Raw genomic sequence first — 13,092 nt, forward strand, 5'->3', positions numbered from 1 at the left:
ATGCGGATCAGTACGAATCAGATCTACGCTGGCGCAGCGCGCAGCATCGAGCGCAACCAGAGTCAACTCGTCAGATTGCAGAACCAGCTGTCGACCAATCGTCGCCTGTTGAGCCCGGCCGACGATCCAATCGCTGCGGCGCGCGCGCTGACCGTCAGGCAAAGCCAGGAGGTTGCGGCACAGTACGGAGAGAACCAGCAGGAGGCGAGCGCGCGTCTCGGACTTCTCGATGTGCAACTGACCGCCGTCGGCGACCTGCTGCAGGGTGTCCGCAACCGGGTTGTCCAGGCCGGCAACACTATTCTTGCCGATAGCGATCGGCAGGCGATCGCTGCCGAGCTGGAGACGCGGGTGGACGAACTGCTCGGTATCGCGAACAGCCGCAACGCAGACGGCGAGTACCTGTTCTCCGGACACCAGGGGGCAACCGTCCCGTTTGCGCGCAGTGCGGCGAGCTCGACGACAGCTGCTGTAACCTACTACGGTGACGATGGCCTGCGCTCGCTGCAGGTTGGGCCCTCGCAACAGATGCCGACCAATGTTGCCGGCAGCGAGCTGTTCATGAACATCCGCGACGGTAACGGCAGCTTCTCGACCGCTGCACTTGGTAATGGTGGCGGCAGTCTGCCAAATCAGGGGAGCGGACAGATCGATCCCGGATCGGTGCTCGATCCGCAGAAATGGCGGGACGCGCTGGCCGGCGGTTTTCCCTGGCAGGGTGCGAGCAACCGCCAGTTGCAGATTCAGTTCTCGCAGGTCGGGGGTACGCTCAGTTACCAGTTGTTCGATGCGTCTACGCCGGCACCCCCGGCGGCGTCGTTGCCACCGGCAGCCGTCAGCGCCGTCCTGCCATTCACGCCGGGACAGGCAATTCCTTTGGTCACCACGACGCAACCCCCGGCGGCCCCGGTCAGCACCGATTTCGGGGCACAGGTGGTCGTCAAGGGGACGCCGGCAGCGGGAGATACCTTTGCGGTTGAACCCAGTGCCAACAAGAGCATGTTCCAGACGGTGCAGGAGTTGGTTGATCTATTGCGCACCCCGTTGGCTTCGAGCACAGGACGCTCCGACTTCACCGGGAAGCTGCAGCAGCATCTGGTCAACGTCGATCAGGCATTGGCCAATGTCAGTCGCGTTCAGTCAACCATCGGTACTCGCCTGCAGCAATTGGATTCACTGCTCAACGCGACGGCGGCGATCGATATCCAGTATCAGGCGACACTGTCAGCACTCGAAGATGTTGACTACGCGCAGGCGATTTCGGACTTCATGCGCCAGCAGGCAACTCTTGAAGCGGCAAAGAAGTCGTTCGTCGCCGTCAGTGACCTGAATCTCTTCAAGTACCTCTGACTGGCGGCGCCCATGGTGCGCAGTTCGCTCATCGCCGTCTTGCCGCTCCTGCTGGCGGCCTGCGCGACTTCGCGCGACGACCGAGTGGCCGGCGGCGAGTCTGCACCAGCGGAGACCGCGTATGCGCAGTCGCCGAATCCAACAATCAAGCTGAGCACCACTGAAGGCATCGCCTTGGCCGCGGCAGCTACCTATGCGGTGCGTCACTACACCGGCTCGGGAGTTGCCTTGAGCAACGCAGCCGCGGCGGCGGTCGGAGCCTATCTCGTCTTTGACCCGCTGGCGGCCAACTGGACGATCGAAGAGCGGATGGTAAACAGCTCAACCTTTCTGCTGTCCATGCGCGCAAAGAGCTTCCGTACCGGGGGGGACGGCGAATCGGGCCTGATCCTCCGCCGGCGCGCCATGCAGTTGCAGCGCGAACACGGCTCCTGCGCGTACCGGATTGGCGACTACAGCGAAGGCATAGAATCGAGCACGCCCTTTACCCACCGTTATGCGGAAGGAGTCATACACTTGGTCAATACGCCGACGTGCGATGCGCCGAAACCAGGCGGATGACAGCGCGTGGATGACCACTCTCCAGCGTACCGCAGGTCAGTTCGCCGGCTGAACAGCAGTTAGCCCGGCGCGCGTCCGCTTCCTCGCGGCTCGAACCGTTTCACTGTTCGCATGTAGGCTGCTGCGGTCGATTCTTGCGCCTGCCGTGCTGCCGCTCGCTCCCGTTCTATTGTCAACCGCTGACGAGGGAGAACGTTAGTCGCAGCATGGGCGCCAAGCCACGTCAACAGGAGAAGACAGAATGGGAAGTCTGAGCACCGAGTCTTTTGACCAGTTTCTGGACTCACTCAAGGAAGCGGGCGTTGAAATCAGCAACGAAGCCGAGTTGCGCGAGCGTTTGGCCGAGGCGCAACGTTGGCGTTTTGCTTTTGCGACTTTGGCGACGAACGGCCGCCCTCTGGGAATTCGGTTTCAGGACAAACGCAGCGGAGCGAACGAAGCTGGCATTCAGCAGGCATTGGCTCGTTTTCAATTTCCCGAGAGCCTGCAGACGGCTTTTGCGGCCAGCCTGCGATCGGAGCACTAGGCTTTCCGGTCGTTGCCGGGCGGTGGTCGAGATGGCCTGCCGAGGGGTCGTCGGCCGCCCGCGCTGGGGACTTGTTGAAGTCTGATGGCTTCGTGAGTCATAATGTGGGTATGAATGACTCTTCTCCTGTGGATCCGCGTCGCCGGCTCCGTGAACTCCTGACCATCCCGGAGCGAGACCGCACCGACGAGCAATGGGATGAAATCATCGATCTCGAGATCACGCTTGCTCCGGGCAATCGCGATACCGAACGCTATCCGGATCGTTCGGGGGAGCGCCAGCCGGAAAAGCGTGCGGGCGTTCCAGCATCCGGGACGAGGCGGCCTGAGCTACGCAATAAACCCCCTCGGCCGAACGTGCCGCGCCAGGAGGTGAGGCCGCCTGCTGCGCGTCCGGAAGGCGCGCACGATGTTCCGCCGGATGGCAAACTGCCTGATCCTCGCATACCGAAACGCCACGGTAGGCGTCCGCGCCGGCTGCCCGAAACGCCCGGCGAAGGTTGAGCCGGCGCGTAATGCGGGCGCGCCGGGACGCGATCAGGCGAACCGGGAATTGCGTGCTCGCTACCTGTTGAACGTAACACCTATAGCCGTGGCTGCGCGCCTCCCGCGCCTTCGGACGGATGGGCGCGGCTAGTGTTCGGTTTCACCCCGTCTTCCTGTCTGACCGTCCAGCCACACGCACTTGCCTTTGCTCGCTTCGTGTATGGCGGCGAGAATCCTCTCGTGCTCGGCCAGCTCAGTAGCGTCTGCACGCCGGATGCGGTACTCCCTGCCTAGGTTCAGTCCGGCGGCGTGCCCGCAAGTCGACGTCTGTCCAAGGGCGTCACCATCCAGGTCAATGATCAGGCTCTCCTGGCCACGGGTCATGGCGAGATACACTTCGGCGAGGATTTCGGCGTCGAGCAGGGCGCCGTGCAAGGTGCGCTTTGAGTTGTCGATCCCGTAGCGCTCGCACAGCGCATTCAGGTTGTTCTTCTTTCCCGGATGCAAATCCTTGGCCATGCGCAAGGTATCGCAGACGTCGTGGCAGACTGTTTCCATCGGCGCCATGTCGAGGCGCGCGAGCTCGGCATTCAGAAAGCCGATGTCGAACGGCGCGTTGTGAATGATCAGCTCGGCACCCCGGACGAAATCGAGAAACTCAGCGGCAATCTCGCAAAAACGCGGTTTGTCGAGGAGAAATTCGTTATCGATTCCGTGTACCGACAAGGCCCCAGCATCGATCTCACGCTCGGGATTGAGGTAGCGGTGGAATCGACCTCCGGTAAGGCGGCGGTTGAGCATTTCGACACCGGCAACTTCAATGATCCGGTGCCCGAGCTTGTATTCGAGACCGGTGGTTTCGGTGTCGAGAAAAACCTGGCGCATGAGCGTATTCCATCGTAGGGTTGATCGTGTCTGATGCTTGAGCCTCGCCCGTCCCAGAACGTGCTGCGCCAGCGCTGGCCGGCTTCAGTGGCCGGGCGCTTGTCGGAGACGCGCTGGGCATAGAGCGCGGGCTGCCGGTGCTCGCGGCCGCTCAGGGTATGCATCACGCTACCTGGCGCGCGGCGCGCCGAGAGTCGCCTGCAGTTCGTCCATTGCCTGGTTGGCTAGGCGGTCGGCCCTTTCGTTCCCGGCGTTGCCAGCATGGCCTCTGACCCAAATCCAATTGATCCGGTGTTGGCTGGACAGTTTATCCAGGCGCTGCCAAAGGTCGGCGTTCTTTACTGGCTTCTTCTCAGCGGTGAGCCAGCCGTTGCGCTTCCAGTTGCCTATCCACTGGCTGATGCCCTTCTGAACATACTGTGAATCAGTATGCAGATCGACGGTGCATGTTCGGGTCAGCGCTTCGAGCGCGCGGATGGCGGCGGTCAGCTCCATCCGGTTGTTCGTTGTGTTGGTTTCGCTCCCACAGAGTTCCCGCTCTGTTCCGTTGGCCTGGAGGACGACGCCCCAGCCGCCTGGGCCGGGGTTGCCACGACAGCCGCCGTCGGCGTAAATCCTGACCAGCACCTCACTGTTCATGCAGCTCGCCCTCCTTCTGGCTCACGATGGATAGTCCTTTGCGCGTTGGTCGAGCATGCTTCCAGCCGGGCAGGATCAGGCGCATGCCGTGCACCCGCTTGACGGCGCAGAGGAGGTAGACCCCGCCCGCAAAAGCCCACCAGCGAGATCCAACAGCCTCCATGAATTGCCAGCGCCGCAGCCAGCCTACACGTTCGAAAGGTGGCGCATAACAACCGAAGGTGGCGCGGTCGACCTCGAAGCCGAGCAACTGCAGCCAGTCCTTGAGACGCAAAGCAGAGAGGTAGATGCCGTTCCACGGGAACTGCACGCGGCGCCCGGCGACCCGTTGTCGCAGACCCCAAATGGAGATTGGATTGAAGCCGCTGACCACCAACATTCCTTCTGGAATCAGTACACGCTCTACTTCACGCAGAATCTGGTGCGGATCATCGTGGAACTCGATGACGTGCGGCATGACGATCAAATCAATGCTGTGGGCGGCAAAAGGAATTTGTCGGAAATCACAGCGGACGTCTGCATCGCCAGCCTCGGCGACCGTCTGGCGTAGAGGGATGCGGTTCTGGGCCAGCAGCTTGCACTGCGGCAAACCGAGCTGCAGGGCGTTATAGCCGAAAACGTCGGCAACGGCGTTGTCGATCATGCCTTGCTCCCAGGTCATGACGTAACGCCCTTGCGGGCTCTGCAGCCAGGCTTCCAGGCCAGGGTTTGACATTCTCAGCGGTTCTTCCACAATACGCGCATGTTCGACATCGTTCAGATTCCAGCTTTCAAGGATAACTACATCTGGCTCTTGCGCAAGGGTCGGCAGGCAGTCGTTGTCGACCCGGGCGACGCACAGCCAGTTCTCGATGTGCTCGCGCGCGATGAGCTGCGACTCACGGACATTCTCGTTACCCATCACCACGCCGATCATCAGGGCGGTGTGGGAAGGCTGCTGGCGCAGCATCGGGCGGAAGTGCATGGCCCGTCAAACGAGCCAATTGCTGGCCGGACGCGGCCGTTAGTCGGCGGCGAAACACTTCAACTCGCGTCGCTGGGTGCCGCCTTCCAGGTCTTGGCCGTACCTGGGCACACACTCGGGCACGTGGCCTATTATGGCGCAGGCTGCCTGTTCTGTGGGGACACCCTGTTTGGCGGTGGCTGTGGCCGCGTTTTCGAAGGCACGGCTGAGCAAATGTTTGCCTCGCTCACTCGCCTGGCGGCATTACCCGATGAAACGGCCGTCTATTGCGCACACGAGTACACCGAGGCCAATTTGCGCTTCGCGCTTGCTGTTGAACCGGGTAACGATCGTTTGCGCAAACGCGTCGAGGAGGTTGCGTTGGCGCGCGCAAAATCCTGTTCGACGGTCCCGTCGACGATCGGCTTGGAGAAGGAAAGTAATCCCTTCCTGCGGTGTCATGCGCCAGCAGTCATCGCCGCGGCTCGTCGTCACGCCTCCGGAGCAACTTATGGCCCGGCCGTCTTTGCTGCCTTGCGCGAGTGGAAGAACGGATTCTGAGCTGCGTCAGGCATCCTCCGGCCCATTGCCCGAGCGCTTGCTTGCCTGTCGCGCGCGGCTGATCGTGTCGAGGACCTTGCCGGCATTGAACGGCTTGATGATGAAGCCGCCAGCTCCGCTCTGAATCGATTCGCGGACATTGTCAACGCTCGGACTGCCGGTGATCATGACGACAGCGATCTGCGGGTGCATCGCCTTGATCGCCTGCAAGGCTTCGAGACCGTCCATCTCGGGCATCATCAAGTCCATGCAAACGATGTCCGGACGCAAGCGCTCGGCGAGTTCAAGGGCAACGACACCGTTCTTCGCCTCACCGACGACATCGTAATCACCACTGCGCAGAATGCTGCGCAGCAGCGTCCGGACCACGTCATTGTCATCGACGATCAGCGCTCGCGGCTGATCTGACGGCGCACCACTTGCGTTCTTCACTCGCCAACCTCGTTCCGTTTCTACCTTTTCGGTGTAGACCGACGCATGCGACCGTGGGGTAAGTGCGGGAAAGGCCTCTTCGTGCTAAATTGAAGTCTTTCCAGTTCACTCAGCCTTGCCGACATGCCTGAAAACGCCCCTCCCGCTACGGTGAAAGCCCGCGTGAACATCAAAAAGGCAGGGCTGTATGTGGTTCTCGCCCTGCTTGTCATCGGTGCTCTAGGTTTCCTTGTCCTGCCCCCGGTGGTCAACTCGTTGCTGACCGACCAGCTCTCCAGGGTCCTGCACCGCCCAGTCGAGGTCGGAAGCGTGAGCATAAACCCGTACACGCTGTCTGCGCAAGTTGCTGGCCTGCGCGTCGGTGAAAAGGGCGGAGGGTCGGCGGTCGTCAGCTTCGAGACTCTGTTTGTCGATGTTGACTGGGGCTCGCTGCTGCGCGGCGGGCCGGTGGTCAGCGAGGTCAGACTCGCTGCGCCAATGTTGCGGTTGGTTCGCCTGCCCGACGGTCGCCTCAATTTCAGTGATCTGATCGACGAATTCATGGCAAGACCGGCGACAGACGATCCGCTGCCACTTTTTTCAATCAACAACATCAAAGTCAGCGACGGCAAAATCGAGTTCGATGACCAGGTGCTGGCGGAAAGCCATCTGATCAGCGACATCAACATCGGCCTGCCGTTCATCTCCACCTTGCCGGATTCGACCGAGATCTTCGTCGAGCCGGTTTTTTCGGCCTCGATCGACGGAGCGCCGCTGGCCGTGCAAGGCAGGAGCAAGCCTTTTGCCGACTCACAGGAGAGCGAAATCGGTTTCGCTCTGCACGCTGTGCAGGTGGGCAAATACATCGGCTATTCGCCGATTCGCCTGCCGGTCAAGGTGCTCTCCGGGGTGCTCGACGGCGACCTGAAGATTGTCTTCAAGCGCAACCGAGAAGAGGGACCGTCGCTCAGTCTGGCGGGGACCGCGACGCTCGCTGATCTTGTCGTGCAGGATACCGGCGGGGCGCCTTTGCTCGCGCTCAAACACCTGGAAGTCGCGGCGTCGTCGCTCGATCCACTGCGTCGCCGCTTTGCCATCGATCGGGTTGCTGCGGAATCGCCGGAAATTCATGCACGCGTCGGGCGCCAGGGTGAGGTCAACTGGATCGAGTACTTCAAGCAGGAAACGGCTGCACGCCAGACATCCTCTGCAGCGGCGGCAAGCGCGGCAGCAACGGCACCGGTCGAATGGTCGCTCGCTGGAGCGAAGATCTCCGGGGGTACTTTGCGCTGGCTTGACGAGTCGCACGGTACGCCGTTCAAGGCGAGCATTGAGGGCATCGAAGTCAATCTGGGCAAAGTGGATAGCCGAGGCGGTGCGCCGACCGAGTTCGACGCGGCGTGGCGCGTCGATTTCGCCCAATGGTTGAAGACTGACGCGGTGGCCGTTCGCGGCGGGCGGCTGGACCTCGTCAAGCGCCAGATCACGATCGATGAGGTCAGCTCGCGCACGGCGCGTGTGCTGCTGCGACGAACAGCCGATGGTCGGATCGAGTTCGTGCCACCGCCGCAGTTGCGCGCGGTTGCGGCGGCGCGGAAGGATCCCGAGGGGCCTTGGAAGATCGTCGTCAGCAAGTACCGTGGCGAAGATCTTGCGGTGCGTTTCGAGGATGCCGCAGTTTCGCCGGCGACGACGCATGCACTCGATGGGATGAGCCTCCTGCTGGAGAACGTTTCGAGCGATCTGGCGCAGAGGGTACGGCTATCGACGCGTTTCCGGCTGAACCGCAAGGGGGAAATCGAACTGGCGGGCGACATTCGCCCGGCGCCACTCGACACGGACCTCAAGCTGCTGCTCAGGACGGTCGAGTTGCTGCCACTGCAACCCTATTTCACCGAGCGACTGAACATCGACCTGACGCGCGGGCAAGTGACCCTGGCCGGCAATGTGCAGTTGCGCCAGACGAGCGGTGGCAGTTTCGAGGCAGGCAAGCTGAGCGGCGGATTCTCCGGTCAGGTCACGGTGGGCGATCTGCAGGCGGTAGACAAGCTCAACTCGGCCGACTTCGTAAAGTGGAAGTCGCTGTACTTTGGCCACGTGGATGCCAAGATCAATCCGAATTCGCTGTCGATCGGTCAGGTGGCATTGGCCGACTTCTTTGCGCGCGTGATTGTCAGTCGTCAAGGTGACCTCAACCTTCTGCAGATCGTGCGCCAGTCGGAACCTCATTCCGCGGCAGCGGCGGTTGCGGCCGACAAGACGGCGCCCAGTGCCGCGGGTGGCAAGGCGACGGCAGCGGTTGCAACGAGCGAGCGGGCGCTGCCGCCAATAAGCATTGGTAAGATCACGCTGCAGGGCGGCGACATCCGGTTTACCGACAACTTCGTCAAACCGAACTATTCGGCCAACCTTCGCCAGGTCGGAGGCACGATCAGCGGCTTGTCGTCAGCCCCGAATACGGTGGCGAGCCTGGATCTGCGTGGCACCTACGACAACATCGCGCCGTTGATGATCGCTGGTCAGCTCAACCCGCTGGCCAGAAAGCCGTCGCTCGACCTGCAGGCGGAGGTCAAGGGAATCGAGATGACCTCACTCTCTCCCTATTCGGGCAAGTATGCGGGCTACGCGATCGAGAAAGGCAAGCTTTCGGTTTATGTCAAGTACAAGATTGATGATCGACAGCTGAGTGCGGAGAACCGCATCTTTCTCGATCAGCTTACCTTCGGCAGTCCGGTTGACAGCCCGGACGCGACGAAGCTGCCAGTGACGCTTGCGGTTGCCCTGCTAAAGAACCGAAACGGCGAGATCGATATCAACCTGCCGATCTCAGGTTCGCTCGATGATCCGGAATTCAGCGTCGGCGGGCTTATCGTCAAGGTCGTGGTCAATCTGTTGGGCAAGGCGCTGACTTCACCGTTTGCCTTGCTCGGCGCGGTTTTCGGTGGCGGCGAGGAGTTGTCGAGCCTGGATTTCGACTCCGGGCGGGCGGGGATCGCGGGCGAAGCGGTGCAGCGACTCGACAAGCTCGGCAAAGCGCTGCTCGACCGACCGGCGCTCAAGCTCGAGATCCAGGGTACGGCTGATCCGGAAACCGATTCGGAAGGTCTGAAGCGCGATCGCCTCGAGCGCAAGGTCAAGGCACTGCAGCGCGAGGAGCTGACCAGGAAGGCCGTGCAAACCGGCTCGGCGGACGAGATCACGGTTTCGGCCAAGGACTACCCGGTCCTGCTCGAGCGCGTCTATCGCAACGAAAAGTTCCCCAAACCGCGCAACCTTGTTGGCTTGGTCAAAGGTCTGCCAAGTGACGAAATGGAAAAGCTGATCCTCGCCAACTCGGCCATCGACGAGGACGATCTGCGTGACCTGGCGGATCGGCGGGGAAAGGCAGCACGCGACTGGTTGCTGGCGCACGACATTCCGGGCGAGCGCGTTTTCCTGCTGCCGGGCAAAGTCGGGTCGACGGACGGCAAGAACGGGTCCGCGGCGCCCGCGAAAGGCGGGCGCGCCGTGTTCTCGCTAAGGTAAGTCGGCTACCAGGTCGCGCGCACCGAGGACGCTCACCAGAGCCTCCACCAAGGCTCCTGGCGCTGGGCCAAGCCGCGCGTGTAATACTCGCTCTGCGGGAAGTTCTTGCGCATGACGCGACTGGCATCGTCGCGCAAGTCGGTCAGACCAAGCGCATCGTAAGCGCTGATCATGATGAACAAGGCCTCTTCGTTGGCTGGGGTATCGGGGTAGTTCTTTACCGCGTATTGCGCTCGGTTTGCCGCCGCCAAGTAGGCGCCACGCTTCATGTAATAGCGTGCGACGTGCAGCTCGAGCCGAGCCAGCGCGTTGACCAGGTATTTCATCCGCAGCAGCGCGTCGGGAGTGTACTTGCTGTCAGGAAAGCGGGTGACCAGTTCTTTGAACGCGTCGAAGGATTCGCGCGCACCTTTCGGGTCGCGCTCGCTCATGTCCTGGCTGCTGATCGCTCCCAGAATCCCTTGGTCCTCGTTGAAATTGATCAGGCCGCGCAGGTAGTGCACATAATCGACATTCGGATGATTCGGGTGCAGCTTGATGAAGCGGTCGCAGGCGGCGAGCGCCGAGGCGGGCTCGAAATCCTTCCAGTAGGCGTAAGCAATCTCGATCTGGGCCTGCTGCGCGTAACGCCCGTACGGATAGCGCGACTCCAGCTTTTCGAAGTACTTGACGGCTTTCGCGTAGGAGCCCTCGTTCAGGGCATCCTTGGCTTCCGTATAGAGCTTGTTTGCCGACCAACCGGCGGTTTCATCCTTCTCGGCCGGTAACAACCCGCAGCCCGAGATAAGCGAGGTGACGATAAACGTTGCGATAACCGCTAAACTACGCATGATGGGGAAGCCAGAGAATATGGACGCGCCGACCGACGCGACAAGCCGTGCACCGGGAGCGGCCGATTATAGCGCAAACGCCGGAATTGCCCTCAGGGTGCCGGTTCAATGCGCAGGCTGGCGTCTTGATCGGGTTCTCGCCCATCTGTTGGCGAATCACTCGCGCAGCCGTTTGCAGAATTGGGTGCGTGCCGGGCGGGTGACTATCGCCGGCGTACCGACGGTCGAGCCGCGGCACAAACTGTGGGGCGGTGAACTGATCGAGCTCGCCGAAGTACGCGATGAGCGTCAGGCGCCGGCCGATCCAGAGAATATTCCGCTAGACATCGTCTTTGAGGATGACAGCCTGATCGTTCTCGACAAGCCGGCCGGGTTGGTCGTCCACCCCGGCAACGGCAACTGGCACGGAACCTTGCTCAACGCGCTGTTGCACCACGCGCCGCAGCTTGATCGCCTGCCGCGGGCGGGAATCGTCCATCGCCTGGACAAGGACACCTCGGGCTTGCTGGTCGTTGCCAAGACGCTCGAGGCGCAAACCCATCTCGTTCGCCAGTTGCAGGCACGTAGTGTGCAGAGGCTTTATTACGCTGTTGTACACGGCATCGTCGGGCAGGCTGGCACGGTCGATGCGCCGATTGGCCGCCATCCGACGGTGCGCACGCGGATGGCGGTGGTTGGTAGCGGCAAACCCGCGCGAACCGCTTATCGCGTGCTCGAACGCTTCCTCGCCAGCACCTTGATCGAGTGTGCTCTGGAAACCGGGCGTACGCATCAGATCCGGGTGCATATGACGGCCATCGGCCACCCCTTGATTGGCGACCCGGTCTACGCTGGCAGCCGCAGCGGCACGCCCCTGCGCAGCGCGTTGGCGCGCCAAGCGCTGCATGCCTGGCGCTTGGCCTTGATCCATCCGCTGCACGGAATGGGGATGGCGTGGACGTCGGAGCTGCCGGCCGACCTGCTCGCTGTGATTGAACGCTTGCGGCACGAAGCGCTGAGGGGTGGAAGTCGCGCCGCGCGCTGCGAACTGTCGGCGGATGAGGAGAAGGCGCCTCTGGGCCGTACCAGTGGCACTGTGTTGCAGCAAGCTGTCGTTGGCGCCGAGGACGATGGCGTAGGTGAATGGGAGGGCGACGATGGTGGCGACCCGTAGCGACGACTGGCTTGTCGCCGATTGGCCGGCACCGCGAGCGGTACGCAGCCTGCTGACGACGCGTTCAGGCGGTGTCAGCCGTGCTCCGTATGCCAGTTTCAACCTTGGCGATCATGTCGGTGACGATCCGCTCGCGGTGGCGATCAATCGGCGGAGCTTGGACACGCACCTGCCCGCCTCCCCGGTCTGGTTGCAACAGGTGCATGGTACCAATGTCGTCGAGGCACATGGTGTAGGAGCAATGGGTGCGCCGCTCGCGGATGCTGCGCTAACGCGCTCCCCGGGGGTGGTCTGTGGCGTGTTGACCGCTGACTGCCTGCCGTTGCTGCTCTGCGATCGTGCTGGCAGCGTCGTCGCAGCGGCACACGCCGGTTGGCGGGGGTTGCTGGCGGGCATCGTGCAAACCACGGTACGGGCGATGGCGGTCGACGGCGGCGATCTATTGGCCTATCTCGGTCCGGCGATAGGGCCGCAGGCGTTCGTCGTCGGGGACGACGTGCGTAGCGCTTTTGTCGACTCGGCAGCGCGCGCAGCGGCTGCCTTCCGACCGCTTGCGCCGCCAAGTCAGGCGAACGGGCAAACGGACGTGCATTCCTGGCTGGCCGATATCTACCTGCTGGCGCGTCAGGCGCTCGCCGAGGTCGGCGTCGAGACGGTCTTCGGCGGCGAATACTGTACGGTCGGTGACGCGCGGCGCTTCTTTTCCTACCGTCGCGACGGAGTGACGGGACGGATGGCATCTCTGATCTGGCTGACGACCGACTGATCAGTCGGTCGGGGGTGGAGAGCCGCCGTGCTCCTGGTCAGCGGCCGGCAATCGGCGCTGCGCGCGCTGCCGGCGCGCCGAACCGGAGAACACCCAGAGCAGCAGCGCAACCGGCAGCAGGCCGTAGAAAAGAAAGCTCAGCACGGCGGCGACGAGATTGCCTTCGGTCAGCGCCATGAGCAGGGTCACGTACAGCCAGGCGATTGCAACAATGTGCATCGGGCGATTATACGGTGCCTGCGCCGACGCGGTAGCGAGACGATGGCGCTTTTCGGCGGCCGCACATCCTGCCAACTGAGGCCAGAAGTCGGCTGTACATTGTCATATCGCCAATTGTCCATTGACATGCCTGATGCTGCAATGCAGAATCGCCGGTCGGGGCGCTTGGCCCTGAGCGTAGGGGATTGGATTGTATTGGTGGCGGTGCCTTGCCGCAGCTTGTCTCATTCGTCAACAG

13 protein-coding genes are annotated in these 13,092 nt (G+C 62.2%); 7 read left to right on the plus strand and 6 right to left on the minus strand.

What is annotated here, in order from left to right; genetic code table 11:
• From flgL to Q1L59_RS08785, 3 genes are all read left to right on the plus strand, one after another.
• Positions 1-1,350: a flagellar hook-associated protein FlgL gene (gene flgL / locus Q1L59_RS08775; RefSeq protein ID WP_300330999.1), complete on the plus strand. Its 1,350-nt coding sequence runs from the start codon at positions 1-3 to the stop codon at positions 1,348-1,350.
• 12 nt (positions 1,351-1,362) lie between these two features.
• Positions 1,363-1,911 (plus strand): hypothetical protein, encoded by a 549-nt coding sequence (locus Q1L59_RS08780; RefSeq protein ID WP_300331002.1) that lies wholly within the window; start codon positions 1,363-1,365, stop codon positions 1,909-1,911.
• A 241-nt stretch (positions 1,912-2,152) separates the two neighbouring features.
• Positions 2,153-2,437: a hypothetical protein gene (locus Q1L59_RS08785; protein ID WP_300331004.1), complete on the plus strand. Its 285-nt coding sequence runs from the start codon at positions 2,153-2,155 to the stop codon at positions 2,435-2,437.
• Positions 2,438-3,069: 632 nt separating this feature from the next.
• Here the strand turns inward: Q1L59_RS08785 and dnaQ are convergent.
• The 3 genes from dnaQ to Q1L59_RS08800 all read right to left on the minus strand — a co-directional run bounded on the left by dnaQ (position 3,070) and on the right by Q1L59_RS08800 (position 5,161).
• Positions 3,070-3,807 (minus strand): DNA polymerase III subunit epsilon, encoded by a 738-nt coding sequence (gene dnaQ, locus Q1L59_RS08790; RefSeq protein WP_300331007.1) that lies wholly within the window; start codon positions 3,805-3,807, stop codon positions 3,070-3,072.
• Positions 3,808-3,975: 168 nt separating this feature from the next.
• Entirely contained in the window at positions 3,976-4,446 is a 471-nt protein-coding gene (gene rnhA, locus Q1L59_RS08795) for a ribonuclease HI (RefSeq protein ID WP_300331010.1), read from the minus strand.
• Entirely contained in the window at positions 4,436-5,161 is a 726-nt protein-coding gene (locus Q1L59_RS08800; protein ID WP_300331013.1) for a class I SAM-dependent methyltransferase, read from the minus strand. The genes rnhA and Q1L59_RS08800 overlap by 11 nt, the downstream gene beginning before the upstream one ends.
• Positions 5,162-5,188: 27 nt before the next feature.
• Here Q1L59_RS08800 and gloB point away from each other — a divergent pair, with 27 nt between their 5' ends.
• Positions 5,189-5,950: a hydroxyacylglutathione hydrolase gene (gloB, locus tag Q1L59_RS08805; RefSeq protein WP_300331016.1), complete on the plus strand. Its 762-nt coding sequence runs from the start codon at positions 5,189-5,191 to the stop codon at positions 5,948-5,950.
• A 6-nt stretch (positions 5,951-5,956) separates the two neighbouring features.
• On the opposite strand, the gene Q1L59_RS08810 is transcribed toward gloB, so the two are convergent.
• On the minus strand, positions 5,957-6,382 hold the full coding sequence (locus Q1L59_RS08810) for a response regulator (protein WP_300331019.1): 426 nt from the start codon (positions 6,380-6,382) through the stop codon (positions 5,957-5,959).
• Between the two features lie 162 nt (positions 6,383-6,544).
• Between Q1L59_RS08810 and Q1L59_RS08815 the strand changes: the two genes are divergently transcribed.
• Positions 6,545-9,886, plus strand: coding sequence for a DUF748 domain-containing protein (locus Q1L59_RS08815; protein WP_300331022.1), 3,342 nt, complete (start codon positions 6,545-6,547; stop codon positions 9,884-9,886).
• Positions 9,887-9,918: 32 nt separating this feature from the next.
• Here the strand turns inward: Q1L59_RS08815 and Q1L59_RS08820 are convergent, their stop codons facing one another.
• Positions 9,919-10,716 (minus strand): outer membrane protein assembly factor BamD, encoded by a 798-nt coding sequence (locus Q1L59_RS08820; protein ID WP_300331025.1) that lies wholly within the window; start codon positions 10,714-10,716, stop codon positions 9,919-9,921.
• A 97-nt stretch (positions 10,717-10,813) separates the two neighbouring features.
• Here Q1L59_RS08820 and rluD point away from each other — a divergent pair, with 97 nt between their 5' ends.
• A complete protein-coding gene (gene rluD / locus Q1L59_RS08825) occupies positions 10,814-11,869 on the plus strand; it encodes a 23S rRNA pseudouridine(1911/1915/1917) synthase RluD (protein WP_366145641.1) in 1,056 nt (351 codons plus the stop codon).
• Entirely contained in the window at positions 11,853-12,635 is a 783-nt protein-coding gene (gene pgeF / locus Q1L59_RS08830) for a peptidoglycan editing factor PgeF (RefSeq protein WP_300331031.1), read from the plus strand. Before rluD ends, pgeF begins: the two co-directional genes overlap by 17 nt.
• Here pgeF and Q1L59_RS08835 read toward each other — a convergent pair whose 3' ends face one another.
• Positions 12,636-12,854: a hypothetical protein gene (locus Q1L59_RS08835; protein WP_300331034.1), complete on the minus strand. Its 219-nt coding sequence runs from the start codon at positions 12,852-12,854 to the stop codon at positions 12,636-12,638.
• Positions 12,855-13,092: the final 238 nt, after the last annotated feature.

The organism is Accumulibacter sp., assembly GCF_029255125.1.
Classification (GTDB): domain Bacteria; phylum Pseudomonadota; class Gammaproteobacteria; order Burkholderiales; family Rhodocyclaceae; genus Accumulibacter.